Source organism: Nitratiruptor sp. YY08-26 (genome assembly GCF_016593215.1).
GTDB lineage: Bacteria > Campylobacterota > Campylobacteria > Campylobacterales > Nitratiruptoraceae > Nitratiruptor > Nitratiruptor tergarcus.
Genome location: NZ_AP023063.1, coordinates 1,513,728 through 1,540,070, shown reverse-complemented (window position 1 = coordinate 1,540,070; position 26,343 = coordinate 1,513,728). Strand labels below are relative to the sequence as shown.

Sequence of the window (26,343 nt, the reverse complement as noted above, 5' to 3'; positions counted from 1 at the left end):
TGCATAATAAATAGTAAGGAGAAAAAATGGGTATGCCAAGTATGCCAGAGTTGTTAGTAATTTTAGCAATAGTTGTGCTGCTTTTTGGAGCTAAAAAGATCCCAGAACTTGCAAAAGGTCTTGGAAGTGGGATTAAAAATTTTAAAAAAGCGATGAAAGAGGATGAAGAGGAGATAGCTACTGATACAAAAAAAGAGATTGAACAAAAAAGTGAAACAGCCTCAACTTCACAAACTACTACAGAAAAAAAAGAAGCATAATTCTCTAAGCAGATGCTTTCTGCTTAGTTCCGCCATTTTATCTCAAAGGACATAGACTTGAAAAGACGTGTGCAGGAAGAACTGCAAAAAATTGCAAAGAGATCTATTATTTTAGAAAAGCCAAAAGAGAAAAAATTTGGTCACTATGCTACACCTATTGCATTTGCATTGGCAAAAGAGCTGCGAAAATCTCCTATGCAGATAGCTGATGAGCTTGCAAAAAGTTTTGAAGAATCCCCACTTTTTGAAAGAGTTGAGCCAATTAAAGGGTATGTCAATTTTAAACTGAGTGAACAGTTTATGAGTGACTATGCTACTTGGGCTCTCAAAAATGAGGAACTTTTTGGAAGTGATAAACAAGGTGAGAGGATCTTACTTGAATTTGTCAGTGCCAACCCAACAGGCCCACTTCATATTGGTCATGCCAGAGGAGCAGTTATAGGTGAGGCTCTTAGTCGCATTGGACGCCATTTAGGAAATGATATATCTAAAGAGTACTATATAAATGATGCAGGAAATCAAATCTATTTGCTAGGACTCTCTCTCTTTTTGGCAGCAAGAGAAGAGCTTGGAAAAAATGTTACTTGGCCAGAGGAGTATTATAGAGGAGATTATATTAAGGACCTGGCAAAAGAGGCGATAGAGGAGTTTGGTGAAGAGTTTTTTGAAGAAGAAAGTAACATAGAAGAGCTAAGTGAGTGGGGAAAAGAGAAGATGATGGATCTCATTCGGTCCAATCTTGCTGCTGTTGGAATCGAGTTTGATAGCTTTGTCAGTGAAAAATCCCTCTATAGCAAATGGGATGAGGTACTGCATATCCTCAAAGAGCATGGTGCAATTTATGAAAAAGATGGAAAAGTGTGGCTGCGTTCTAGTGAGTATGGGGATGAAAAAGATAGAGTAGTAGTACGAGAAGATGGGCGTCCTACCTATTTAGCTGGTGATATAATTTACCATTGGGAGAAGTTTCAAAGAGGATATGATCGCTATATCAATATCTGGGGAGCAGATCACCATGGTTACATAGCACGCGTGAAAGCTGCTATCAAGTTTTTAGGCTACGATCCTGATAAGCTTGAGATTATCTTAGCGCAAATGGTCTCTTTGCTTAAAGGGGGAGAGCCGTATAAAATGAGCAAGCGGGCTGGTAATTTTATACTTATGAGTGATGTAGTTGAGGAGATTGGTGCAGATGCTCTTAAATTTATGTTTTTGAGTAAAAAGAGTGATACTCATTTAGAGTTTGATGTAGATATGCTCAAAAAAGAGGATAGCTCAAATCCGGTTTACTATATCAACTATGCCCATGCACGGATCAATTCTGTTTTGCAAAAGGCGGGAAAAACTATTGATGATGTGATTGATGTGGATTTAATTGAACTTCATGAAGATGCAAAAGATCTTCTTTTTAATGCTCTTGTGCTTCCAGAAGTTTTAGAAGATGCTTTTGCTAAGCGAGAGTTACAGCGTTTAACAGACTATCTCAAGTCCCTTGCTGCCCAGTTACACAGTTTCTACAATAAACACAAAGTTATAGGCACCTCCAACGAGGAAAAATACTTAAAACTTTTTTTGGTAGTAGCTTTATCAATACGTGTGGGACTAAGACTTTTGGGAATAGAAGCAAAATATAAGATGTAAGGAGAAGAATGCGCTCAATTGATGAAAGATGTAAAGATATCAAAGAGCTTCTCGAAAATAAAAAAGGAGAAGAGGTTACAGTTATTAATACTGAAAATGGAGACTATTTTGTACAACGTGTGGTTATAGCTACCGCATTGAGCGATAAACATACAGCCGCCCTTTTAGATCATATGAAAGAACAGCTCAAACCAAAGGGTGAAGAGTTTTTAAAAGTGCAAGAGGGTGATGAGTGGATCGTAGTTGATTTGGGAGATATTCTCGTGCACCTTATGACGCAAGCGTACCGCAATAAATATAAAATAGAAGATTTTTTACATGAACTTATGAGCGGTAAAAACGCATAATTTCATTTGCAACAAGTGGCGGTAAAAATCGTTTTATAGGTTTTTGCCGCAGTTGCGTAGAGCTAATTGGAATATCTACAAGTAATTTTTTGAAATCTCCTTTGATTTTGAATCCTTTGCGAGTAGCGACTACAAATTCTACCTCTTTTTTTAGCTTTTTATAACTTTTCCACAAATGGAGTTTTTCAAGATTATCACTACCAATAATGTAGTAGATCTTTTTTGGCGCAAAACGCTTTTTTACATACTTTACCGTCTCAATTGCGTATGTAACGCGTCCTTGGCGAATCTCAAAATCACAAATTTTTACTTTATTTTCATAGAGAAAAATTTTTTTAAGCCAGCGTAGGCGCAGGGTGGGGGGAGCGGCAAAACGGTGTTTGAATGGATTGAGATAAGTAGGTACGATTATAAGATAATCGATATCGAGCTGCTCTAGTGTTACTTTTGCGATTTGTAGATGTCCTTTGTGGGGTGGGTCGAAACTTCCTCCAAAAATAGCTATGCGCATTTAACTCCTTTTAACCAAAATTATAGTTATGTTTAGCTAAAATCTTTCAAAATATTTGAGGGTAGTTGATGGCGATTCGTTTGGCAATAAATGGTTTTGGAAGAATCGGACGAGCAGTTGTTCGCAATCTCAGTAAGGATTTTGAGCTCGTTGCAATCAATGATATTATGAGTACGCAAATGATGGCGTATCTGCTGCAAAATGATTCTGTGCATGGCAGATTTACCAAAGATGTACGCTACATCGATGAGCAAACATTGCAAATAGATGGTAAAGAGGTGCATATTTCCCATCACAGCGATCCCAAAGATATTGATTTTTTTGATGCAGAAGTGGTGATAGAGGCTACTGGCAAATTTTTGAGCTATGAGCTTGCAAAATCTCATTTAAAAAGTGGAAGAAAAGTGATTCTTTCTGCCCCAGCAATTGACGATACACCAACGTTTGTCTATGGTATTAATCATACTGAGTACAAAGGTCAAAATTTTATCTCTAATGCTAGCTGCACTACTAACTGTCTTGCTCCTATAGTGTGGCTTCTTGAGCGTGAATTTGGCATAGAGAAAGGATTGATGACTACAATTCATAGCTACACTATCGATCAAAACCTCCTCGATAGTGATCACAAGCGTGAAATTCGCCGTAGCCGTGCAGCCGCAGTGAATATTATCCCAACTACTACTGGTGCAGCGAGAGCTATTTTTAAAGTTTTGCCAACGCTAAAAGGCAAGCTTGATGGAAGAAGCGTGCGCGTGCCTGTTGCAGATGTTTCACTGATGGATCTTGATATAGTATTAAAAAAAAGTGTAACAAAAGATGCAGTAAATCAGCTTTTTAAAAAAGCTGCTAGCCAAGAGTTAGCAGGAGTGCTACATGTAGATGAGGAGTATAGAGTCTCGCAAGACTTTTTGGGATCTGCTTATAGTTCTATTGTAGCAGCTGATCTTACGCAAGTGATTGATGGAAATCTAGTAAAAATTATGAGCTGGTATGACAATGAATGGGGTTATGCCAATAGGCTTCTTGATATGGCAAAATGGATTACACGGTAAAGGAGAGATATGCATATAAAATCGATTAAAGAGCTTGAAATACAGCCTGGCGATAGTGTATTTATACGCTGTGATTTTAATGTTCCCTTAGATGAGTATGGCAATATTACAGATGATAGACGCATTCGTGCAGCATTGCAAACAATTCGCTACTGTTTGGACAATGAGTGTAAGATTGTGCTCGCAAGCCATCTTGGAAGACCAAAAGGATTTGATGAGAAGTACTCATTAAAACCTGTTGCGAAGAGACTCCATACACTCTTAAAACATGAGATCATCATGGCAAAAGATGTGGTAGGTGAAGATGCACATGAAAAGTTTTCTCAATTGCAGCCAGGTGAAATTTTACTTTTGGAAAATCTTCGTTTCGAGCCTGGAGAGACAAAAAATGATCCTGCGTTTGCAAAGCGGCTAAGTGAATTTGGAACATTTTATATCAATGATGCATTTGGTGTAAGCCACAGAGCACATGCATCTGTTGAAGCAATTACACACTATTATGATGTAAACCATAAAGCGGCCGGATTTTTACTTCTCAAAGAGATTAAATACCTCTACAAACTTTTGCAAAATCCAACACGTCCATTTCTAGCCATTGTAGGTGGGAGTAAGGTCTCAGGCAAGCTGGGTGCTCTCATTAATCTCTTGCCAAAAGTGGATAAGATGATTATTGGTGGAGGAATGGCTTTTACATTTCTCAAAGCTCTTGGAGAGGAGGTTGGAAAGAGTCTTGTAGAAGAAGAACTTGTTCCAGAAGCTATGAAAATTATGGAAGAGGCTAAAAGACTTGGCGTTAAACTCTATCTTCCAGTCGATTTTGTTGTGGCTCCTGAACTTAAAGAGGATGCCCCAGTAAAATTTGTGACATTCAAAGAGATTCCAAAAGATTGGATGGGTTTGGATATTGGTCTAGCCTCTACAAGACTCTTTCGCGAAGCACTCAATGATGTACAGACAATTCTTTGGAATGGGCCTATGGGGGTATTTGAGATAGATAAATTTGCACGGGGCTCAATCAAACTTGCAAATTATGTAGCAGAGAGCTATGCAACGAAAATCATAGGCGGTGGAGATACTGCAAGTCTTATTAGCAAAGCTGGTGTAGATGATGAGATGACATTTATCTCTACAGGTGGAGGAGCCAGTCTTGAGTTGCTTGAAGGCAAAGAGCTTCCTGGCATTAAGGCATTGATGGTGGAGGATTAGATGATTCTTGCAGCAAATTTTAAAATGAATCATACAAGAGCATCTACAAGAGCCTATTTGCAAAAACTGGAATCGATTGATAAAGGTGACGTAGCACTTTACCTCTTTCCTCCTTTTACAGCTCTTGATGACTATGATACCGCAGTTGCAACTATTGGTGCACAAAATGCCTACTGTGCCCAAAACGGCTCCTATACTGGTGAGATAGGCTTAGAGCAGCTTGAAGAGTTTGGGATTAAAACCCTCATTTTAGGTCACAGCGAACGGCGTCATCTTTTTGGAGAGAATCAAGATCTTATAGCTAAAAAGTTTACTTTTTTTAAAGAGCGGGGATTTACTATCTTTTATTGTGTTGGTGAGACGCAAGAGGTGCGTGAAAGTGGCAGTAAGGAGCTGATATACTCCTACATCGAGCAGCAATTAGAAGGTATCGATGTAGCGTATGAAAAACTTATTGTTGCTTATGAGCCTGTTTGGGCAATAGGAACAGGAAAAACAGCTACGACAGAAGATATAGCTACAATGCTTGAATTTCTGCGTACAAAAACAAAACGACCGCTTTTGTATGGTGGAAGTGTCAAACCACAAAATATTGCACAGATTTTACAAGTACCAGAGTGCGAGGGGGCTTTGATTGGGACAGCTAGTTGGAATGTGGATACATTTATGACAATGATTAACATAGCAAAGGAGCTTTAATGGGTTTGATGGAAGGAAAAAAAGGGTTAATTGTAGGTGTTGCAAATAATAAATCGATTGCATATGGAATCGCAAAAGCGTGCCATAGAGAAGGAGCCAAGCTTGCTTTTACCTATTTGAATGATTCAATAAAAAAGAGAGTTGATCCAATAGCACAAGAGTTTGGCAGTGACAATGTCTATAAGCTAGATGTTGCAAATAAAGAGGAGTTTAAAGAGCTTAAGAAAGCTTTGGAAAAGGATTTTGGAAAATTAGATTTTTTAGTACACTCTGTCGCCTTTGCTCCAAGGGAAGCTTTAGATGGACGATTTGTCAATACGAGCAAAGAGGCTTTTGAAATTGCAATGAATATATCAGTCTACTCTCTCATTGAGCTTACTCGTGAGCTTTTACCACTCATGCAAGAGGGGGCAAGTATTGTGACACTGAGTTATTTAGGATCGGTACGCTATATTCCTCATTATAACGTTATGGGTGTTGCAAAAGCAGCTTTAGAAGCGAGTGTACGTTACCTTGCTGCAGATTTAGGCCCTCAAGGAATTCGCGTGAATGCAATTAGCGCAGGACCAATTAAAACTCTTGCTGCCAGTGGCATAGGAGATTTTCGTACTATTCTTAAATGGAATGAACTCAATGCACCTTTAAGAAAAAATGTAACAATTGATGAAGTGGGAAATAGTGCAATGTATCTTTTAAGTGACCTCGCTAGTGGTGTTACGGGAGAGGTACACTATGTAGATGCTGGCTATCATATCATGGGATTAGCCGAAGTAGAAGAAGTAGATGGTAAAACAGTGCTCGTTTGGGATCAGAATAAAGATTAAATGGCAAAAAAATAACAATAGTTTAAGGAAAGTTTGCTATAATTTTTCGTGTGAACCTATAAATTTGACAAAGGAGTAAGGATGAAACTGGCAAAATTGAGTCTTGCTGCGATAGTAGCGCTTGGTGTGAGTGCATTCGCTGATGTAGAAAATGTAAAATTTAGTGGTAATGCTAAATTGTATTATGGTACTACTGATATGGATCCAAATGATCTTTTCGATCAGAAAAGCTCTTATGGACAAGCAGCTGCAACTGTAGCAGTTACTGCAGATTTGGCAAATGGAGTAGCTGGAAAACTAAGTGCAGTTGGTCTTTCTACACTTGGTCTTGAAAACAACCTTGTAAGTGCTACATGGGCAGGTCATGCAGCTGGTGTTGATGCTCAATGGTGGGTAAATGAAGCGTGGCTTGCAAAAACTTTTGGTAACACAACTATCAAAGTTGGACGCCAAGAGCTTGACACTCCACTTGCATTCAGTGAAAAATGGAATATTGCTGCAAACAGCTTTGATGCTGCTGTAGTTCTCAATAGCGATCTTCCAGAAACTACATTGGTAGCTGCTTGGGTTGGACGTGGTAATGGCGCTGCTGACGGTGGTGTTGTTCAAGGCGTTACAAATGGTACAGATCCTTTTAATACGTATGGAACAGCTATTGTAAATGCATATAATGGTGCTGTTGATGCAAATGGTGCATATGCAGTTGCAGCAATTACAAAACTTATCCCTATGACTACTGCACAAGTATGGTACTACAGTGTTGTAAGCATTGCAAATGCATGGTGGCTTCAAGCAGATGTTGATCTTAAAGATGCAGTCCCTGGCCTTAAAGCAGGACTTCAGTATGCATACATCGATCCACAAGGACATATTTCTTCACTTGATGAGTCTAGTGCATGGGCAATCAAACTTGGATATGGTATGGACAATGGTCTTAAACTTTGTGCTGCATACTCTTCAACAGATGAAGATGGTGTAATTCCTATTGCAAACACTGCTACAGGTGCTTCTGATAATTCTCAATCAAAACTTTATACTGAAGCATGGTGGAACTATGGATATGTTGGGCAACCAGATACTGATGCATTTATGCTCAGAGCTGCGTACAACATGGAAGATGTAGCTGATCTTATGGCTCAATATACAAGCACAAGCAATGATACTACAAATGTAGATATGAACGAATTTGCAGTTACTGCAAGCAAATCTTTTGGTAATCTTGATGCAACTCTTGCATATATCTATACAGATGCAGATGATCAAAACGGAGCAGATAGCTACAACACAATCCAAGTATATCTTACTTATAATTTCTAATTTCCTTTCGGGCTTTTGCCCGAAAATTATCTCTTCTTAATCTTCTCTATATTACAATCTTCTTACCTTATTATTTCAAAGGAATGGTATGAAACGTACTCTATTATTTTTCACTGTGGTACTGCTTTTTGCAGGGGAATATATTACACTTGATAATGGGAAGGTCATTGAGCTTAAGCCTGATGGTACATGGCATGAAGTCAAAGTAATAAAAAAGGGAAGTGATACAATAGCCCTTAAACCAGATGGAACATGGGAAAAAGTTGAAGCTAAAAAAATAGAGGCAGCAAATAAACTTGAAACTGCTGTTGATAAAAAATACAAAGATGAGCCTTTAGTAAAAACTCTCCTTGGAAAATGGGAAGGTGATGGTATTTTTATGGAGTTTGAGCCAAGTAGTGCAAAAATCAAGATAAAAAAAGGGCATACAAATAGAGTTATAGAGGGAAAATGGATTGTAGAAAAGGTCGATGAAAAAAGTAAAACAGTTACTGTCAATATTGGTGAGGGTGCAAGGCTCGGGTTTTTGACATTTGGTGGAGAGATTAGAAAGATTAAAATTAAAGATAATAACACTATCGTAGATAAAACGGATGCTATAGAAGGAAAGGTGTATACACTCTATAGAAGAAGATGAAAAAAAAAGTAGTACAAAAAATCTTCTATCTTGTATGGATGCTGTTACTTATTTCGCTTATCTCATTTTTTGCTATTCATTTAGCACCAAACTCTTTTTTAAGCGCAGGAGAGCTTAATCCAAATATCACAAAAGAGACACTTGAGCATCTCAAAGCTATATATGGGCTTGATAAGCCTTTATGGCAGCAGTATATAAGTTGGCTTTGGGCGCTGCTTCATTTTGATTTTGGAATCTCTTTTGCCAGCGGTAAGCCTGTGATTGAAGAGATTATGGATCGTATTGGGATTACACTTGGTATAAATCTTGTTTCCATGGTGATTATCTTTGTTATCTCTTTTTCTATTGGAATAGTCTCAGCACTCAAAGAGGGAAGTTTTATAGATAGATTTTTTAAAAATCTCTCCTTGATATCTTTTTCTATGCCATCATTTTACTTGGCACTGCTTCTTATTATTATTTTTTCTGTGAAGCTTGGATGGTTTCCAATTAGTGGTTTGCACTCTTTAGAGCCAAAAACAGGTTTTGCTTACTACATAGATCTTGCATGGCATTTGGTTTTGCCTATTTTTGTGGTTGTTTTTGTAGGATTTGGAACACTAGCACAATATATTCGCTCACTCACGCAAGAGATTTTAAAGAGTGACTATATTTTCTTTGCAAAGGCAAGGGGAGTAGAGCAGCAAGATATCATAAAATATTACATCATATCAAATCTTAAACCCCCAATCATTACTATGTTAGGCCTTTCACTTCCAGGAATAATTGGTGGGAGCGTTATTTTGGAATCGATTTTTTCTATCAATGGTATGGGATTGCTCTTTTATCAAGCAGCTATGGCGAGAGACTATCCTGTAATACTTGGGATCTTGATAATTACCTCTTTTTTAACACTTCTTGGAAATATTGTAGCAGATTTGGTACTCTTGCGGCTTAATCCCTACGCAAGGTAGGGATTACTCTTTAAAAAGATCTTGGAGGGTTATTGTTGGTTTACTCTCTTCTTCTTCAGTTTCTTGAGTCTGTATAGTTGATCCTTTTTCTACTAGCTCTATCTCATAACCAGTGAGCATACTAGCAAGCCTTATATTGATACCATTTTTTCCTATTGCTTTTGATTTTTGATCTGCTGGAAGAGTGACAATAGCCTTTTCTCCTTCGATCTTTACAGATGTTATAATTGCTGGACTAAGACTTCTTGCGACAAAAATCTCTGGAATTGGTGAATACTCAATGCAGTCGATACTTTCACCTTTGAGCTCTTTGCTTACAGCATTGATTCTAACGCCTTTGACTCCTACACATGCTCCGACAGGATCTATTTTTGGACTATGGGATGTAACGGCGACTTTTGCACGCTCTCCAGGGATTCTTGCAACTTTTTCTACTGTAATGAGGCCATCTTTGATTTCTGGCACTTCTAATTTAAGAAGCTCTTCGAGGAATTTTGGTGTAGTGCGGGAGAGTTCAAGGTAGATACCATAACTTCTATCTACAACTACGCGCTTCAATATCGCTTTGATAACATCTCCAGGTTTGAAAACTTCGCCTTTGATACGATTGCGTTTTGGAAGGACACCTTTGACCTCATCAATATCTACCCAGGTATTTTCCTCCTCATCTACTCTTGTAACGGTACCACTAATAATTGTTCCAACTTTTTGCTTATATTTATCAAAAAGTTGATCTTCGATGAGACGCTGGATATGATATTCTATCTCATTATGGAGACGCATTGCAGCTGTACGACCCTGCTTGGAGAGATCTATTGGATAGCGCAGTTCATCTCCTACTTCTATATCTGGATCAATCTCTTTGGCTTCAGAGATAGTAATATAACGTTCTGGCTCCTCTTTTGCACGCTCATCATCATCTTCTACGACGAGAATTTTTTGAAATAGTTGCATCTTTTTGTTTTTTTCGTCGAGTTCTGCTTCAAATTCGAGATCTTCACCAATAACTCTTTTTGCAGTATTGATAAAAGCTCTTTTGATAGCTTCAGTCACTTTTTCAACACTAAGCCCTTTTTCATGGGCAATAGAATCGATAATATCTACTATTTTCTCCATTATCAATAACCTTTTTATAATAATTTACGATTTTTTACAGCAAGGAGGATTTTGCAGTTGCATTATTTTACAAAAAAAATCTTGATTTAAGATTAATCTAGCCGTGTAAGTCTCCATCTTTTTTGATATAATTACCAATTACAAACACAAGCGCAAAAAGGGATGCAATGGAATTGAAACTGGCACGTGAAACGCTCAAAGCAAAACCTAAAACGATAGATCTTGAAAAAATTAAAACAGAAGTAGAAAAAGAGGGAAGTAAAATTTTCTATTTTGATCGAGAAAACTCCCATAAAGATTTGATGGATATGGTTGATAAATTGGAGAGTGAGGGTTTTAGTGTCTATTTTAGAGAAGTAAAATATGGCTTAGATGAAAACGACTACATTTATGAAGTTCATATTATAAAATAAGAGAAGTTATGGGAAAAAAACTCTATATAGAGACTCTTGGATGTGCGATGAATGTTCGCGATAGCGAGCATATTATTGCAGAACTTAAGGAAAAAGAGCAGTTTGAACTCACTGATGATCTAAGTAAGGCCGATCTTATTCTCATTAACACCTGTTCAGTGAGAGAAAAGCCTGTGCATAAGCTCTTTAGTGAGATTGGCTACTTTAATAAAAAGAAAAAGGCTGGTGCAAAAATTGGGGTATGTGGTTGTACTGCTAGTCATTTGGGTGACGAAATTATCAAAAAAGCCCCCTATGTCAGCTTTGTATTGGGGGCGAGAAATGTCTCGAAAATTACAGAAGTAATACATAAAGAAAAGGCAGTTGAAGTAGATATCGATTATGATGAGAGCACTTACGCTTTTAGCGATTTTCGCAGCTCCCCCTATAAAGCATTTATCAATATCTCTATCGGATGTGATAAAAAGTGTACCTTCTGTATAGTACCAAACACAAGGGGTGAAGAGATCTCTATTCCTCCAGAGCTTATTGTACAAGAAGCTAGACGTGCTGCACAAAATGGGGCTAAAGAGATATTTTTGCTTGGACAAAATGTCAATAATTATGGCAGACGATTTAGTGATGGAGATCGTAAAATAGATTTTACTGATCTTTTGAAAATGGTAAGTGAAATTGATGAAGTAAAACGTATCCGATTCACCTCGCCGCATCCTCTGCATATGGATGACAAGTTTTTAGAAGAGTTTGCAAATAATCCGAAAATTTGTAAATCGATGCATATGCCATTGCAGAGTGGAAGTACAAAAGTGCTGCGAGATATGAAGAGGGGCTATACGAAAGAGTGGTTTTTAGATAGGGCTATGAAACTGCGATCTCTTGTGCCTGATGTGCACATCTCTACAGATATTATTGTAGGGTTTCCTGGTGAAAGTGAAGAGGATTTTGCGGATACAATTGATGTTGTCGAGAAGGTAAAGTTCGAGCAGATCTTTAGTTTTAAATACTCTCCAAGGCCATTAACACCTGCCCAAAACTACCCCAATCAAGTATCAGATGAAGTAGCAAGTAAGAGACTAAGCTTCTTACAAGATCTGCATTTGAGTATGCTTGATACTATCAGCCAAAAAGAGAAGGGGAGAGTATATGAAGTCTATTTTGAAGAACTCAAACCCGGAGGCTACGTGGCTGGACGTACAGACAATAACTGGATAGTTAAAGTCAAAGGGAGTGAAGAGCTCTTGGGTAGATTTGTTGATGTCAAAATAACCAAGCCGGGTCGCCTCTCTTTAGAGGGTGAAGTGCTCGTGAATGAAAAAGTTTAAACGAAAAATACTCCTTCTACTTCTTCCGCCTCTTGGGGCATTTTTTATGCGTCTTCTTTTTTGGAGTTGCAAAAAAGAGTTCCATCTTCCACAAAATCTCCCTAAGGAGCCATTTATTGTAGCTTTTTGGCATGGGGAGCTTTTGATGCAGCCCTTTTTATATAAAAAAATCCGCAACTCCCATCCTATTGCAGTAATGATAAGTGAGCATTTTGATGGAGAATTGATTGCAAAAACAATAAAAAGTTTTGGATTTACTACAATACGAGGATCTTCAAGGCGTGGAGGAGCTAAAGTACTTATTGCTGCAGTAAAAAAACTTCGTCAAGGTTATGATATCGCGATTACACCTGATGGTCCAAAGGGACCTAGGTTAAGTGTTGCATCTGGAATTGTAGCTCTTTCACAAAAGACAGGAGCAAAAATCGTCCCTTTTTCTTATAAAGCTTCAGCATTTTGGCAGCTTCAAAGCTGGGATCGTTTCATTATTCCAAAGCCATTTTCTACAATTGTGTTTCGAGTCGGTGAGCCTTTTGATGTAGCAGGATTAGATGAAGAGGCTGCTAAAGAGTTTGTAAAGAATCAAATGCTACAATACAGTAAAAACCGCTAAAGGCAAAGTTTGCAGAAGAGATATCTCTTTTTCGATGCAAAAGGGCAAAGTATTCATTTGCATAGTACTTATGAAAAGGCAACTCCTCTAGCGGTAGTACATGATGGATGGATAATTGAGCTTGAGCAAAAAGAGTTTAATAAATTAAGAGCAGCCGATACTACTGCTTCTATAATTTCTCCTTGGAGCTATCTCTACCTCCACTATATGAGGGAAGCCAAAGAGCATGCTCTATTTATAGCAATTTTGGAAGAGCATATATTTGCTATTACTTTTGCTAATACAAAACCTATGTTTTGGCAAATTTATGAGAAACAAAAGAGCAATCTTACAGAACTTATTGAGGATTTTCTCAAAAAATTTTATGCTCAAGAGGAGAGCTATTTTATTGAGAGTATCTATATATATGATTTTGCTGGAACTGAAGTTGATGCGCAAGAGATTGAAGAGAAGCTCTTTATTCCAGTTATATATAAGCAGTGCAGCAGTGATGAACTTGATGCGGACGATATAGAGACATATGCAGTGAGTACAGAGGAGAGAAGAGAGAGTCTTTGGAAAAGATATAAAGCCCTCTTTGGTGTTGTGGTTGCATTCTTTTTAGTATTAATTGGTTATGAGTTTTATTTGCGTAATGCTATTGCATCGTATCAAGAAAAAATAGAGAAACTTGTCAAATTGCAGGTTGAAACTGCAAATACCAATAATGTACTTACAGCAAAACTTATGCAACTCAAAAAACTAACTCCCTTTATTAATGAACTCAAACAGGTTAATCCATTGATTGTGGAGCGTATCCGCAGCGTTTTTGATCTGGTTCCAGCAAATGCTTACCTTACAAAAGCAGAGTTTAATAGTAATGAGCTTATTTTAGAAGGTATCTGTAAAGATAGAGATACGCTTCTACATTCTCTTCACGAAAAACTTTCTCAAACGTACAAAAAAGGAAAAATAAGTTTTAGCAAGAGGAGTGAGGGATTTTATTTCAAAGCACTTTACAAAGAGATGAGAGAAAAAAATGAATAATACGAGAAAAAAAGATATAGTAATCCTTTTGATACTCTCTTTTATTGTTATAGGTGCAATGTATCTTTTCTTCTCTCTGGTTTTATCGAAAGATATGGCAAAACTTGAAGAGCTCAAAAACAGATATCAACTGCAAAAAACGGTCGCTTCCTATTTGCAAGAAAATCAAAAAGATTTACAAGAAGAAATAGAAAATAGTAAAGATCTTTTACAATTTGCACAAGCAAAAAATATTGATGTGATGCTAGACAAATTTCTTTCCAAGTATTTTCTTTCACATACACTCAAACTCATCTCTCAACATACACATGAGGGAGTTGTACAAAAGAGCTTTTTTGCAAAAATTTCCATGCAGTCTCCTCAAGAGTTTTATAGTTTTGTAGAGGATGCACAGCACAAGCATATACCTTTAGAGATAAATTATCCTCTCGTTTTTGAAAAAACTGCTCAGGGTATTAAACTCTCATTTTTTATAAAAGTCTATCAAATAGAGTAGGAGAAATACTCTCTACAAAAAAATATCCTCGCAGTACCTTTGGAATTTTATGTTTGCGATATATTTCTCGTATTTTTTTTGGAATAGGTGTGATAACATAGGGCGCTGCAATTATAAAGTGCTCAGTCAACACAAAAGCAAATTTTGATGCAATAACTCCCTCTTTTTGGCGAAAAATCTCCTCTTTTTGCGACGTCGAGAGAAGATATCCAAACCTTTTGAAAATCTTATCCAAAACTCTTTTATCCTGATAGGAACTACCTGTTCTTCTTGCAAAATAAAGCTCTTTTTGGCGAAAAATCTCATTTTCAAGCAGTTTTTTATCTTCAAGGAGATAACGAAAACTTCTCTTAACACCAGTAGCAAATTTTTTTATGAAGGGATTGCTAAAATTGTGACGAATGAAATTGCGCATGAAGTTTTGATCGAAGTTGGAAGTATCTGTGAAATATTTGATACTATGTTTTTGAAGAAATGATACAATCTCATCGCGGCTTACAAATAGAAGAGGGCGCACAATAGTAAAATGCTCTTTCTCTGTACAAGGCTCCATTCCCAACAGTTCTACCACGCCTGCTCCTTTTGCAAGCTGCATCAAAAACCATTCAAATTGATCATTAAGTTGATGGGCTGTTATGAGAGTATCATACTTCTCTTTTTCTATGATAGAAGAAAAAAAATTATAACGTATCTTGCGCGCTTTCTCCTCTATACTAGGGGGTGTGAGAGGAGCTGATTTGATGTAGATCTTTTTATGATATTTTTGCGCAAGCTCTTTGGCATAAGCTATCTCTTGTTTGCTTTGCTGGCGTAATTGATAATCTACCATTGCAATATCAAATGAGATTTTATGATGCACAAGAAGAAAAAAGAGTGCTGTGGAATCTGTGCCTGCAGAAAAGGCAAGGAGGTTTTTGCCTTGGCGTAGTTTATCCAGACACAAGAGTTCCAACGAGTTTATCTCCAGCTACTTCATTGATATGGATTTTGTAGAGCTCTCCTATACAGATTTTGTCTACTTGCGAGTCATTAATGAGAATTTCTCCATCCACTTCTGGTGCCCAGATTTTTTTTCGAGCACTGAGGAGCAATTCGCTCTCTTCACTTGTGCCATCCAGGTATGCTTCAACAGTTTTGTTTATATCTTTTTTTAAACTCTTTTCTGTTTTATTTTTAACTATAGCATCGAGGATTGCTAATCGCTCATCAATGATGTGTTGGGGTACTTTATTGTTAAATTCGTAAGCAGATGTTCCCTCTTCATCGCTATATGCAAAGAGATTGATACGATCAAAGTCAAACTCTTCTAAAAATGTTACAAGTTGGGCAAAATCCTCTTCACTCTCTCCTGGATGACCTACAATGATACTTGTGCGCAAAAAGCTCTCTGGAGCTTCTCGCATAGCATAGAGAAGTTCTTTTGTTTTTGCAGAACCTATGCCTCTTTTCATTATTTTGAGCATCCTATCGCTTATATGTTGGATAGGCATTTCAAAGTAGTTTACAAATTTTTGTGATGCAGCTATAGTATCTATGAGGCGCATGGAAGTTGTAGAAGGATAGAGATAGAGGATGCGAGCGCTTTGCACTCCCTCAATCTTTTCTACCTCTTCAATAAGCCTAACAAGGCCATCTGTAATGCCTTGATCTCGTAGATATGAGCTACTGTCTTGTGAAACGAAGGTAAAGTCTTTAAACCCTTTTACAGTGAGGCTCTTGATCTCTTGTATTATGTGCTCAAGAGGGCGCGATTGGAGTTTGCCTTTGAAAGAGGGAATTGCGCAGAAGCTACAGCGCTGATTACACCCTTCGCTAAGTTTAATATAAGCGTGATAGTTTGAGCCTGTGATGAGACGCTCTTCAGTGCGAATGAGATAGACTTGATCGCTAAAACTACTCTTTTTTTGTTGTATAAGTTGATCGATTTTTGCATAGTCACCTACACCTGTAAAGATATCTACCTCTTTGAGCTCTTTTTGTAGCTCCTCTTTATAGCGCTCGCTTAAACATCCTGCCATAACCAAAAGAGAGTTTTTTTTTCTTACATTATGCAGCTCAAAAATTGTTTGCAAACTCTCCTCTTTTGCTGGTCCTATAAAACCACAGGTATTGACAATGATGAGATCTGCTTCTTGCGGATTTTGTGTCAATGCATACTCTTGGAGTTTTCCAAGCATAACTTCTGTATCAACGAGATTTTTTGTACAACCTAATGAGACAACATGTAACTTTTTCATTCAACCACCACTACTCTATTTTTTCCACTATTTTTTGCATCATACATCGCTTTATCAACTCTTGCAAATATTGTATCAATTGTATCATCTGTTCTTACTCCTGTGACACCAAAACTAGCTGTAACATGGATCTCATCTTCAAGTGTAGAGAAGGTTCTTTGTGCGATCACATTGCGCAGCCTCTCGGCAACAATTTCACCTTCTTTAGCTGTTGCACCAGGAACGAGAATAGCAAACTCCTCTCCTCCTACTCGAGCTGCTATATTGTTGGCTCTGAGGAATGTTTTGAGTATAAGGGCAATCTCTTTGAGAACCTGATCTCCACTAGGGTGTCCATATTTGTCATTGATAGATTTAAAATTATCTATATCAAGATAGATAAGAGCGAAAGGATAGCCTCTATTTTGATAGTCGTTAATCATCTCTAAAAGAGCACGCTCAAATCTTCTTCTATTAACAAGTCCAGTGAGAAAATCTATTTCTGCTTCTGTTCTAGCAGTCAGAAGCTCGCCTTGGAGACGTACTACATCGGCATGGTATTTGCGTAGTTCGTTGGTAAGGAATTCATTTTCTCGTCTTAGCATCTCTAGTTCATCAAGTATTTTTTTGAGTATATTTTTTATTTTTTCATCTGTAATGAGCTCTTCATCCTGTACAATCTCATTTTTGTGTGAGTCAATTGAGTTATTATGTGAATCGAGAGTATTAATAACTTCAGAGAGTTTTTGCTCAATGATATCGGCGATACGGACAAGTTTTTTTACCATACCTTTTTGCTTGATTTCAACATCTTCGCCCGCTTTTTCTTTTATTTCATCATAGGGTGCATCGTAGATCTCTTTGAAAAGACCGAGAATCTCGAGATCATTGAGCTCCTTGTTGTTTTCAATGATATTACAAAAGACATAAAACCAGCGCTCATAGTTTTTGGGAGTAATGACGATATTATTTTTGATCATGAAGTTCATCTGTTTGCGTACTATATTCATGATCATTTTTATATCGTCACGAGAGAGCTTTATATCTTTTTCTAGCTTCTCTTTGAGTTTACAAAATTCCTTTTTCACTTTTTTTCCTTTGCAACAAACTTTTAAGATATTATCGGAAATAGGAGCAATTTAATAATTTTTCATAGCAGCTTTTGCTTCTCGATCTAAAATCTTCTTCTTCAATGTTTCACGTTTGTCATGAAGAGTTTTTCCTCTTGCCAAAGCGATTTCGAGTTTGGCTATATTTTTATTATTAAAATAGAGCTTCAAAGGTATAAGGGTATACCCTTTTTCACTCGTTTTTCCAATAAGTTTTGCTATCTCTTTTTTATGTAAGAGTAGTTTTCTTGGCCGCTTTTCATCTGGTTTGAAGTGGGGGTTGGCACTATCAAGATGACTTATATGCATGCCAAAAACATAAGGCTCACCTTTGACAAACTTTATAAAACTATCTTTGAGATTGACTCTTCCAGCCCTTATGGCTTTTACTTCACTTCCGGCGAGTACTATGCCAGCTTCATATTTTTCTATTATTTCAAAATCGTGATAGGCTTTTTTATTTGTTGCCACTATTTTCATTTTCACTCCTAAAAATGGTACTCCCACTACCACTAAGATACCAATTTTGTCTATATTTTGCAAGTGAAGGACACAGATCAATTGCACTTTGGTAGAGATCATTTGCTATAAGAGGGGTAAAATTCTCGAAGATTTGGCGCGAACTCATCTGCGCCATTTTACTTGCTAGTTTTGGATCAAACTTGAGGTAGTTTTTACGGTAATGCTGATAGACTTGTGCTGTATCACAATGAAGAGGCAACAATTTTAACTCAAGAGGTGGTATGTCATCCATAAATTCTTCTATCTTCTCTCCAATACCGCTAACGTTTGCTGCTTTGTATCCGTAGATAAAAAAGGGCACGTCTGCACCTACCTGTGCACCTATTTTGGCGAGCTCTTGTGGTTCAAGCTGCAGATCTACTGCTTTATTAGCCATGAGAAGAAACGTTGCAGCATCACTACTGCCACCACCTAGTCCCGCTCCCATAGGGATATTTTTGATTATATGAACTTTATTGTGATAAAAAAACTCCCCAAGCCTTTTGGATTTTGTATGAGCAAGGAGCTCTTTGTATGCTTTGTATATAATATTGTGCTCTTTTTTGATTGCAGACATTCCCTCAATAGTAAAATTTGTAAATGTACCTGGTACAAAAGAAATCTCATCATAGAGTGCATCGTAGCGTATGAAGCGGGAGCATATTTCATGGTAGTTTCCACGAAGTCCTGTAATTTTGAGGAAAATATTGATTTTTGCTGGTGCTTTCATGCTTTGCTTCTTGGAATTTGGTTGAGAAGGTATCTGATTTTTCCATCTTGTATACTGATAATAGTAAAAAATGTATCAAAAACAAGATGATAGATGCCATTTTCATGGTATTTAAGATCGTGCAACGAAAGCTTTGTCCCATGCCAGATTGCAGCAGCGGGTAATGTGGTAAAATTTTGCTGCGTATTAAGATAGGAAAGAGGATCGAGAGGTTTTTCATCTTCATATATAAATGCACCTTCACGCACCCTTTCCAAGTAGCTAAGTGTTCCTCTTTGTCCTAGTCTCTTTGCAATATACTCCCCAATACTTCTTATATATGTACCTTCGCTTACTGTCGCTTCAAAAGTGACAAAGGGATGATTGTACTGAAGAAGTTTTATATCATAAATAGTAGAGCTCACTTGTGGTAGCTGTACATCTTGTTTTTTTGCAGCTAATTTATATGCCCTGGTGCCACCAACTTTTTTTGCGCTAAATTTTGGCGGGGTATAAGTAAAAGTGCCATGAAGAGAATCCAGTATCTTTTCAATAGCTGTGCATGATACCTTGAGAGGTGTTGTAATAGCTGTGATGTTTTCAAGATCGATACTCTCACTACTTACTCCTAGCCAAAGAGTTGCTCTATAGACCTTGGGATACTTTTTTAAAAAGCGAAAGAGTTTTGTGTATGCACCAAATGCTATGATAAGGGTTCCACATGCAAAGGGATCGAGGGTTCCTGAAAATCCGGCTCTTTTGACGCGATACTTTTTTTTTAATTGATGTAAATATGCATTAGAGGAGATAAATGGCGGTTTATAACCCACAAAGAGTCTATTCATACTCTCTCCACAAAACTTGAGAGGATATCTCTTTGCTGACCTCCAAAATTGATAGTGAGCTTGAATTCCTTGCCAGCTTTAGATACACCAATAACTCTACCAATACCAAAAATTTTATGTTTGACAAGATCACCTTTTTTAAACGCAGCCTTTTTTTCTATTTTGATACTGCTTTGCAAAAGTCCAGCTTCTCCTAAGAAGCGGCTCTTTTCAAGATGGGTTCTGCGTCCTTTATAAAAGCGTGATTTTACATAGCTCAGTGTTAGTTCTTTCTTGGCTCTTGTAATAGCTACATAACCAAGACGCCTCTCCTCTTCAATATCGCACCCATCGCCTGTGAGTGGAAAGAAACCCTCTTCAAGACCAATAACAAAGAGGTGCTCAAATTCAAGCCCTTTACTTGCATGTACACTCATTATAGAGACCCCCTCTCCACCTATCTGATCTTGATCACTTTGCAAAGAGAGTTCATTAATAAAATCATCGAGGGAGTTTTCTGGATTTTGCTTAATATAGTCTCGAAACATCCCATAAAACTCATCAATATTAGCAATGCGTTCAAATCCATCTGGGAGTGATGCATAATATTTTTTGAGTTCAACTGTTTTTTCAAACTCATCGATAAAATTATAGAGAGAATCTTGTGCTACATTTTGGAGATATTTGAGATTTTCTATGAATTGAAGGAGGGCTTTTGCGTTTTTTTTGCCAACAACTCCAAGGAGCTCACTCTCTTCAATCTCCCATAAAAACTTAAGTACCGATATATCTTTATCTTTAGCAGCCTTTTCAAGTTTTTCATATGTGGCTTTGCCAATGCCGCGTTTTGGCTTATTGATGATACGCTTGAGAGAAAAATCGTCATTTGGATTAGTAATGACACGAAGATAACTGAGAATGTCTTTGACTTCAGCACGTTCATAAAAACGAATGGCTCCTACAAGTTTAAAGTTAATACCAAAACGATTGAAAGCCTCTTCAATAGAACGTGATAAAGCATTGATGCGAAAAAGTACAGCAATTTCGCTAGGGCGTACACCTTGTGAAATGAGCTGAATGATTTTTTCGCCAATTTTGTGAGCCTCTTCTTGCTCATCCGAGTTTTCAAGAACAACTATTGGCTCTCCCTCAGTTTTTGTTGCTTCAAGTTTTTTGCCAAGACGTGCACGGTTGTGAGCGATGAGGTTATTGGCAGCCTCAAGGATCTTTTTAGTTGATCGATAGTTTTTTTCGAGTTTAACGATTTTGACATTCTTATAAGTATTTGGAAACTCCAAAATATTTTTTACATTGGCTCCGCGCCAGCCATATATACTTTGATCATCGTCACCAACAACGCAGATATTACTATGTGTGGAGCAGAGCTGCTTGATAAGGAGATTTTGTAGTTCATTGGTATCTTGAAACTCATCTATCATAATGTAGCTATATTTTTTACTTGTCTCCTCTCGCAAATCTTCGTTTGTGTCAAGTATTTTATAAGTAAGTGCCAAGAGATCGTCAAAATCGACAAGATTATTTTCCAAAAGATACTCTTCATATTGTTGATAGAGGTTTGCGATTTTTTTAAAGTTAGGGAGCCTTGCGCTTGCAATAGCCTCAGATGGCGATATAAGTGAATTTTTATATTTAGATATTTCACTTGCTATTAAAGAGAGAGGCAGATCTGGTTTAAAGGATTTGAGTATACGCTTTTTATCATCTGTATCGATGATGACAAAGTTGTTATCGCGCCCCAAACGGCTGATATGAAATTTTAAAAAGAGAAGGCCAAATTTATGAAAAGTACAAAGAAGCGGAGGATAGATTGCATTATCGATAAGAGCAAGAGCCCGCTCACGCATCTCTTTGGCTGCTTTGTTTGTGAATGTAAGTGTGAGAATTGAGGCAGGATCTATACCTATGCTAATGAGATAAGCTAATCTAGTAGTAATAGTTTTTGTTTTTCCACTACCGGCTCCTGCTAGTATCAAAATAGGTCCATCAATAGTTGTAGCAGCATCTCGCTGCTCTTCATTAAGCTCTTGTAATATCTTCTTCATCTATAATCTTTCTTTATATTTACTTATATATTATAGCAAAAACTTCTTTGAACCTTCTTTTAAAGATTTATAGGTAAAGATTATAACTTTGAAATTCTATAAAACTTTGTTATAATTTTTATAAATGAATAACTAACATTAATAAAAAAGGCTTGCAGATGATCAAAGACTTTACCAAATTAGAGACATTTTTGGTAGTGATCAAAGAAAAAAGCTTCTCAAAAGCCAGTGCAAAATTAGGAATCTCTCAGCCAGCAGTAACGCAGCAGATTAAATATTTAGAAGAGCAGCTTGATGCAAAGCTTATAGAGCGTAAAAAGAATGGTGTTAAACTTACAAAAGAGGGGGAAGAGGTTTATAAGATTGCACAAAAAATTGCAAAATGTATTCAAAATGCAGAACAAGATCTTCTCAAGGTAATCAATAAACAGATTACATTTATTATTGGGTCCTCTTTTACTATCGGTAATTACATCCTTCCACAGATTATTAATGAAATTAAAAAGATAGTAGAAAATGATATTCTTATAAAGGTAGATGTAAGTGAGAATATCGTAGATAATGTTTTAGGAAAAAAATTTGATCTCGGACTCATAGAATCTCCGATTTTCAAAGAGGGACTAATCTATAGAGAGTGGATGGAAGATGAATTGGTACTTTTTAGCAATACAAAGCTACCTCGTTACGTAAGAACAGAAGACCTCTATAAATTCAACTGGATTTGTCGTGAAGAGGGGAGCCATACAAGAAAATTGGTGGCAGAGACTTTTGAAAAACTAGGTGTAAGTTGTAAGAAGTTTAATGTAATTGGTGAAGTGAGCTCTTCAACTGCAGTTGTCAACTCTATCTTGCGCAGCCCTGTGAACAAAGAGCATCCTACAGTCTCTATAATTTCACGCTATGCTATTGAGGATGAGCTTCAAAGTGGCAGACTCTTTGAGGCAAAAATAAAAGGGGAAAAGATAAAGAGAAAATTCTATATCACATACCTCAAAGAGCGTAGAAACGATCCGTTTTTGATGAAGATTGTAGATCTTCTTTTAAAATTCAAAAAGTAACTACTCCTCTTTTTTGAGAAATTTTCTATTTTCTGGATTAGAGAGTAGTGCTTCCATGGAGTTTTTTGGCTGCTGCTTTTTAGCCAAAGATGCGGTGAGATTGACAAAAATCGGTGTTTCATCCACTATTATTTGTAAAACTGCTTCAATTGGAACAGTAACCACAGATCCAAAATTTTCTGCTCCAAATCCAGCTTCAAAAACCAGTTTTCCCTCTTCGAGTCTTGCGCTCTCATAGGTATAATTCATAAGCAAAAAGAGAGTAAATTCTGGCAGTTGCTCGTAGATATTTTTTGGAAGCTCAGGTTCAAATGTGACACTAGAGATCTCTACTAAAACTCCAAATTCTTGGTTTTTTTCAAAGAGGTATGTAATGATATCAATAGCATGGTTTTTGAGGATAACGGCAAACTCCTCGTCTTGCAAAATATCATAAAGCATTGCTATTCCTTTATGGAGAAGTTTTCAATAATTGTAAAATCTATCATAGCATTCATGATGGCCATTGTAGCAAATTTTTTTATATCTTTTACCTCTATATCTGCTGCTTTGAGTCTTTTTTCCTCTAAGAGTCTTGCACGTGTTGTACCTGGCAGCAGAGGTGTTTTGGAAGTAAGCCACTCATTTTTATAAAAAAATGCGATGTTGGCTATGGACGTATCGGTTAAAAGCCCATCTTTGACTATGATAACATCATCTGCTTCTTGGCGTAATGCAAAGAGTCTTTCTAATTCGCTTCTGTCAAGATATTTAAAACTATAATCAATTGTAGAGTAAATAAGTTTGAAGGTGTGCGGAATTCTTGGGGTATAAGGGTAGTATGTGATACTACGAATTTTAGTATCGTAAATGATTTTGCATCTATAAAGTCCCTTTGAGGGAGGCTTAATAAAATTTGCAAGATCTCTTTTTTCTTCTATACCAAAGATCTCTTTTTGTGTTTGCCAAAATCGCCGATTGTGAAAGGTGAGATGTTGCGCTTGGCCATTGATTATTTTAATTGTTTCAAAAAACTGCATTTTCATCGAAAGAGATCAGTAGAGAGATAGCGCTCAGCAGTATCACACAAAACTGTGACAATTTTCTTTTCTGGATACTCTCTTGCTAACTTTCTTGCAGCTGCTACGTTTGCGCCACTGCTGATTCCTACCATTACTCCTTTAGTTTTTGCCAGTTCTTTGCTCGTTGCAATGGCTTCATCATCTTCAATTGTTTCAATACGTGTAAAGAGTGATACATCTACAACTTTTGGAATGAATCCTGCTCCAATTCCTTGAATCTTATGTGGTCCCGGTGCTCCACCACTAAGCACTGGACTCTTTGCTGGCTCAACTGCTACGATTTGCACACCCTTTTTTCGCAAAACCTTTCCAACACCAGTAATCGTACCCCCTGTTCCCACACCTGCAACAAATATAGCTACATCTGGGAGATCTGCTAAGATTTCTTGTGCAGTAGTCTTTTCATGCATGGCCGGATTTGCAGGATTTTCAAACTGATTGAGCATATATGCTCCTTGTGCTACTAGCTCCTTTGCTTTTTCGATAGCTCCTTGCATCCCTTTTTCAGCTGGCGTTAAAATGAGCTTTGCTCCTAAAAACTCCATCAATTTTCGTCTCTCTATGCTCATAGATTCTGGCATAACGATGAAAACTTGAAGACCAAGTGCTGCACCTATCATTGCTAAGGCAATGCCAGTATTGCCACTGGTTGGCTCAACTATAGGAGTATCTTTATCGATTTTACCACTAGCAAGTGCATCTTGGATCATATTTAAAGCGATGCGATCTTTGACACTTCCTCCAGGGTTTTTAAATTCGCATTTAGCATAGATATTCTTTTCAATGTGTAAAAGAGGAGTTTTGCCAATAAGTTGTGTAATATTGCTTGCTATCATCGTATGATCTCCGTTTTGGCAATATTTGTGGCATGGTAGACCACTTTTTTGTAGATTGTAGCATAATATTTTATTATTAAGTTTTGCAAAAGAGGCTCATATGATGGGATAAACCATGCATTGTTGCTAATTGCTATGATATAGGGAGTAGATGTGTGATATATGAGGGGATGAGTAGCTTCATAGCAGATGGCATTTGTAAATGTTACTCCTTTGATAGTGTAGGTTTGTGGAGTTTTTGCTGCACTATAGTCACTTGCCCCATCAAAAAAGAGATTATTCACCCATTTTGCCAGCGGTTTTGGTAAGGGGATCTCCTCTCCAAAAGGAACTAAAATCACTTTATCAAGAATTATGAAGCGTCCTTTATGAAAAACAAAAGTGGAGTTGAATATTTTTTGCCCTTCAGCATGGAGTGCGCCTGTAACGATTGCAATTTTATGACTTAATTGCAAAAGTTTGAGCAAAAGCGGAGTATTGTAATCCAAAAAGAGAGGAAAAGCACTCTCTGGGAGTACAACAACATCATATTTTTTGGCAATTGCATTGTTAATGGCTTGAAGGTTAGTTTCAATAATCTTTTTGCGATAAGCTGCCTTCCACTTTTTATCTTGTGGCACATGGGTAGTTACTAAAGAGATTTTGAGTGGTGCTATGGGCTGTGGAGTGTAGTGATGCAGAGCAGCAGTGAGTAAAAGAGCAGCGATGAGAGCTGCTAAAAAAGAACACAAGCTCAAAAGTAGCAGTACAATGAGAATAAGTCCAAAAGAGAGCTTATCCACTCCGAAAGGGGTATGGAGCAGTGCAAGTTCTGGAATATACCAGTTAAAATTGAAAGGGTGTATGTAGCTAACAAGAAAAAGAAAAAGTGCATTTGTATAAGGATAAATCTGCCAAGAAAAAGCTCTTTGTAGGAGAGATCCAATTGCTTCAGCGATTTTGAAAATTATCCCATAGACTAACCCAATAGCTATAATAACAAGAGGAATCATCCAGGTAAGATCATAGTAACGAAAACTCAGAGCTATCCACCAAAACCATATTACTCCAATAAAAAATCCTATCCAAAAGAGTCTCTTATTTATGATAACAAGATAAAAACCTCCAAGTGCCAAAACTGCCTGGAGATAGGGGTTGTGCCAAGAGAGTACCTCAAAGAGCAAAAAAGAGCTGGCAATTAGTGCTATGAAAAAGGATTTTATTAATAAAGTAATGCTAAAATATCTTCCAAATTTTTTGAATAAAGGATAATTAATGCAAGGACAAGGTGCAAGCATTTTGGGTTCTCTCCTCCCGCTCATTATTATTTTTGCGGTGTTTTATTTTCTTATTATACGACCGCAACAGCAACAAGCAAAAAAACATAAAGAGATGGTGAACAATCTCAAAAAGGGTGATAAGATTGTGACTACAGGCGGTATTATAGCCGAAGTAGTGAAGAATGATGAAAATTTCATCAAAGCAAGAATTAGTGATAATACAGAGGTAAAACTGGATAAAAACTATATAGCCAAAAAACTTGAAAGCTAAGCA

At 37.2% G+C, this 26,343-nt stretch carries 30 protein-coding genes; 17 read left to right on the top strand and 13 right to left on the bottom strand.

From position 1 onward, the window contains the following. Positions 1-26 precede the first annotated feature (26 nt). Genes JG738_RS08250 through rsfS form a run of 3 tightly spaced genes read left to right on the top strand, consistent with a single transcriptional unit; the run spans position 27 to position 2,248 of the window. Complete coding sequence (locus tag JG738_RS08250; RefSeq protein ID WP_084274589.1) at positions 27-260, top strand: twin-arginine translocase TatA/TatE family subunit; 234 nt, start codon at positions 27-29, stop codon at positions 258-260. 57 nt (positions 261-317) lie between these two features. Further along, on the top strand, positions 318-1,901 hold the full coding sequence (argS, locus tag JG738_RS08245) for an arginine--tRNA ligase (RefSeq protein ID WP_201337452.1): 1,584 nt from the start codon (positions 318-320) through the stop codon (positions 1,899-1,901). 8 nt (positions 1,902-1,909) lie between these two features. Beyond that, positions 1,910-2,248 (top strand): ribosome silencing factor, encoded by a 339-nt coding sequence (rsfS, locus tag JG738_RS08240; RefSeq protein ID WP_201337451.1) that lies wholly within the window; start codon positions 1,910-1,912, stop codon positions 2,246-2,248. Here the strand turns inward: rsfS and nadD are convergent. Further along, complete coding sequence (gene nadD / locus JG738_RS08235; protein WP_201337450.1) at positions 2,226-2,759, bottom strand: nicotinate (nicotinamide) nucleotide adenylyltransferase; 534 nt, start codon at positions 2,757-2,759, stop codon at positions 2,226-2,228. The genes rsfS and nadD overlap by 23 nt on opposite strands. Positions 2,760-2,827: 68 nt before the next feature. Here nadD and gap point away from each other — a divergent pair, with 68 nt between their 5' ends. From gap to JG738_RS08200, 7 genes are all read left to right on the top strand, one after another. Continuing rightward, positions 2,828-3,811, top strand: coding sequence for a type I glyceraldehyde-3-phosphate dehydrogenase (gene gap, locus JG738_RS08230; protein ID WP_201337449.1), 984 nt, complete (start codon positions 2,828-2,830; stop codon positions 3,809-3,811). A 9-nt stretch (positions 3,812-3,820) separates the two neighbouring features. After that, complete coding sequence (pgk, locus tag JG738_RS08225; protein ID WP_201337448.1) at positions 3,821-5,017, top strand: phosphoglycerate kinase; 1,197 nt, start codon at positions 3,821-3,823, stop codon at positions 5,015-5,017. Continuing rightward, on the top strand, positions 5,018-5,716 hold the full coding sequence (locus JG738_RS08220) for a triose-phosphate isomerase (protein ID WP_201337447.1): 699 nt from the start codon (positions 5,018-5,020) through the stop codon (positions 5,714-5,716). Then, a complete protein-coding gene (fabI, locus tag JG738_RS08215) occupies positions 5,716-6,540 on the top strand; it encodes an enoyl-ACP reductase FabI (protein WP_201337446.1) in 825 nt (274 codons plus the stop codon). Before JG738_RS08220 ends, fabI begins: the two co-directional genes overlap by 1 nt. A gap of 81 nt (positions 6,541-6,621) precedes the next feature. Then, a complete protein-coding gene (locus JG738_RS08210; protein WP_201337445.1) occupies positions 6,622-7,857 on the top strand; it encodes a hypothetical protein in 1,236 nt (411 codons plus the stop codon). Between the two features lie 88 nt (positions 7,858-7,945). Then, the gene (locus JG738_RS08205; protein WP_201337444.1) at positions 7,946-8,494 is read left to right on the top strand and encodes a hypothetical protein; all 549 of its coding nucleotides are present in this window, start codon (positions 7,946-7,948) and stop codon (positions 8,492-8,494) included. After that, positions 8,491-9,447 carry an ABC transporter permease gene (locus JG738_RS08200; protein WP_201337443.1) on the top strand — a complete coding sequence of 319 codons (957 nt, stop codon included), beginning with the start codon at positions 8,491-8,493 and terminating at the stop codon, positions 9,445-9,447. Before JG738_RS08205 ends, JG738_RS08200 begins: the two co-directional genes overlap by 4 nt. A 3-nt stretch (positions 9,448-9,450) precedes the next feature. Here the strand turns inward: JG738_RS08200 and nusA are convergent, their stop codons facing one another. Continuing rightward, positions 9,451-10,563: a transcription termination factor NusA gene (nusA, locus tag JG738_RS08195; RefSeq protein ID WP_201337442.1), complete on the bottom strand. Its 1,113-nt coding sequence runs from the start codon at positions 10,561-10,563 to the stop codon at positions 9,451-9,453. Between the two features lie 167 nt (positions 10,564-10,730). Here nusA and JG738_RS08190 point away from each other — a divergent pair, with 167 nt between their 5' ends. The 5 genes from JG738_RS08190 to JG738_RS08170 are packed head-to-tail and all read left to right on the top strand — an operon-like array spanning position 10,731 to position 14,433. Then, entirely contained in the window at positions 10,731-10,976 is a 246-nt protein-coding gene (locus JG738_RS08190) for an HP0268 family nuclease (RefSeq protein ID WP_084274578.1), read from the top strand. A gap of 8 nt (positions 10,977-10,984) precedes the next feature. Then, positions 10,985-12,298, top strand: a complete 1,314-nt coding sequence (gene miaB, locus JG738_RS08185; protein ID WP_201337441.1) for a tRNA (N6-isopentenyl adenosine(37)-C2)-methylthiotransferase MiaB — start codon at positions 10,985-10,987, stop codon at positions 12,296-12,298. Beyond that, on the top strand, positions 12,285-12,911 hold the full coding sequence (locus JG738_RS08180; RefSeq protein WP_084274575.1) for a lysophospholipid acyltransferase family protein: 627 nt from the start codon (positions 12,285-12,287) through the stop codon (positions 12,909-12,911). Before miaB ends, JG738_RS08180 begins: the two co-directional genes overlap by 14 nt. Positions 12,912-12,920: 9 nt before the next feature. After that, positions 12,921-13,937: a hypothetical protein gene (locus tag JG738_RS08175; RefSeq protein WP_201337440.1), complete on the top strand. Its 1,017-nt coding sequence runs from the start codon at positions 12,921-12,923 to the stop codon at positions 13,935-13,937. Continuing rightward, positions 13,930-14,433, top strand: a complete 504-nt coding sequence (locus JG738_RS08170; protein ID WP_201337439.1) for a hypothetical protein — start codon at positions 13,930-13,932, stop codon at positions 14,431-14,433. The genes JG738_RS08175 and JG738_RS08170 overlap by 8 nt, the downstream gene beginning before the upstream one ends. On the opposite strand, the gene tilS is transcribed toward JG738_RS08170, so the two are convergent. From tilS to JG738_RS08135, 7 genes are read right to left on the bottom strand one after another with little or no spacing between them, the layout of a single operon-like run. Next, positions 14,408-15,385, bottom strand: a complete 978-nt coding sequence (tilS, locus tag JG738_RS08165) for a tRNA lysidine(34) synthetase TilS (protein ID WP_201337438.1) — start codon at positions 15,383-15,385, stop codon at positions 14,408-14,410. The genes JG738_RS08170 and tilS overlap by 26 nt on opposite strands. Further along, positions 15,363-16,670 carry a 30S ribosomal protein S12 methylthiotransferase RimO gene (rimO, locus tag JG738_RS08160; RefSeq protein ID WP_201337437.1) on the bottom strand — a complete coding sequence of 436 codons (1,308 nt, stop codon included), beginning with the start codon at positions 16,668-16,670 and terminating at the stop codon, positions 15,363-15,365. The genes tilS and rimO overlap by 23 nt, the downstream gene beginning before the upstream one ends. Continuing rightward, positions 16,667-17,737, bottom strand: a complete 1,071-nt coding sequence (locus tag JG738_RS08155; protein WP_201337436.1) for a GGDEF domain-containing protein — start codon at positions 17,735-17,737, stop codon at positions 16,667-16,669. The genes rimO and JG738_RS08155 overlap by 4 nt, the downstream gene beginning before the upstream one ends. Positions 17,738-17,788: 51 nt before the next feature. Further along, complete coding sequence (smpB, locus tag JG738_RS08150) at positions 17,789-18,238, bottom strand: SsrA-binding protein SmpB (RefSeq protein ID WP_201337435.1); 450 nt, start codon at positions 18,236-18,238, stop codon at positions 17,789-17,791. Continuing rightward, positions 18,216-18,989: a 4-(cytidine 5'-diphospho)-2-C-methyl-D-erythritol kinase gene (locus JG738_RS08145; RefSeq protein ID WP_201337434.1), complete on the bottom strand. Its 774-nt coding sequence runs from the start codon at positions 18,987-18,989 to the stop codon at positions 18,216-18,218. The genes smpB and JG738_RS08145 overlap by 23 nt, the downstream gene beginning before the upstream one ends. Beyond that, on the bottom strand, positions 18,986-19,813 hold the full coding sequence (truB, locus tag JG738_RS08140; RefSeq protein WP_201337433.1) for a tRNA pseudouridine(55) synthase TruB: 828 nt from the start codon (positions 19,811-19,813) through the stop codon (positions 18,986-18,988). Before truB ends, JG738_RS08145 begins: the two co-directional genes overlap by 4 nt. Continuing rightward, the gene (locus tag JG738_RS08135) at positions 19,810-21,855 is read right to left on the bottom strand and encodes an ATP-dependent helicase (protein ID WP_201337432.1); all 2,046 of its coding nucleotides are present in this window, start codon (positions 21,853-21,855) and stop codon (positions 19,810-19,812) included. Before JG738_RS08135 ends, truB begins: the two co-directional genes overlap by 4 nt. A gap of 158 nt (positions 21,856-22,013) precedes the next feature. Here JG738_RS08135 and JG738_RS08130 point away from each other — a divergent pair, with 158 nt between their 5' ends. Next, complete coding sequence (locus JG738_RS08130; protein WP_084274557.1) at positions 22,014-22,913, top strand: LysR family transcriptional regulator; 900 nt, start codon at positions 22,014-22,016, stop codon at positions 22,911-22,913. On the opposite strand, the gene JG738_RS08125 is transcribed toward JG738_RS08130, so the two are convergent. Genes JG738_RS08125 through JG738_RS08110 form a run of 4 tightly spaced genes read right to left on the bottom strand, consistent with a single transcriptional unit; the run spans position 22,914 to position 26,087 of the window. After that, positions 22,914-23,354 (bottom strand): hypothetical protein, encoded by a 441-nt coding sequence (locus JG738_RS08125; RefSeq protein ID WP_201337431.1) that lies wholly within the window; start codon positions 23,352-23,354, stop codon positions 22,914-22,916. Between the two features lie 2 nt (positions 23,355-23,356). Further along, a complete protein-coding gene (locus JG738_RS08120) occupies positions 23,357-23,938 on the bottom strand; it encodes an aminotransferase class IV family protein (RefSeq protein WP_201337430.1) in 582 nt (193 codons plus the stop codon). After that, on the bottom strand, positions 23,935-24,810 hold the full coding sequence (cysK, locus tag JG738_RS08115; protein ID WP_201337429.1) for a cysteine synthase A: 876 nt from the start codon (positions 24,808-24,810) through the stop codon (positions 23,935-23,937). Before cysK ends, JG738_RS08120 begins: the two co-directional genes overlap by 4 nt. Continuing rightward, positions 24,807-26,087: an apolipoprotein N-acyltransferase gene (locus tag JG738_RS08110; protein WP_201337428.1), complete on the bottom strand. Its 1,281-nt coding sequence runs from the start codon at positions 26,085-26,087 to the stop codon at positions 24,807-24,809. The genes cysK and JG738_RS08110 overlap by 4 nt, the downstream gene beginning before the upstream one ends. Here JG738_RS08110 and yajC point away from each other — a divergent pair. Continuing rightward, complete coding sequence (yajC, locus tag JG738_RS08105) at positions 26,065-26,340, top strand: preprotein translocase subunit YajC (RefSeq protein ID WP_084276534.1); 276 nt, start codon at positions 26,065-26,067, stop codon at positions 26,338-26,340. The genes JG738_RS08110 and yajC overlap by 23 nt on opposite strands. Positions 26,341-26,343: the final 3 nt, after the last annotated feature.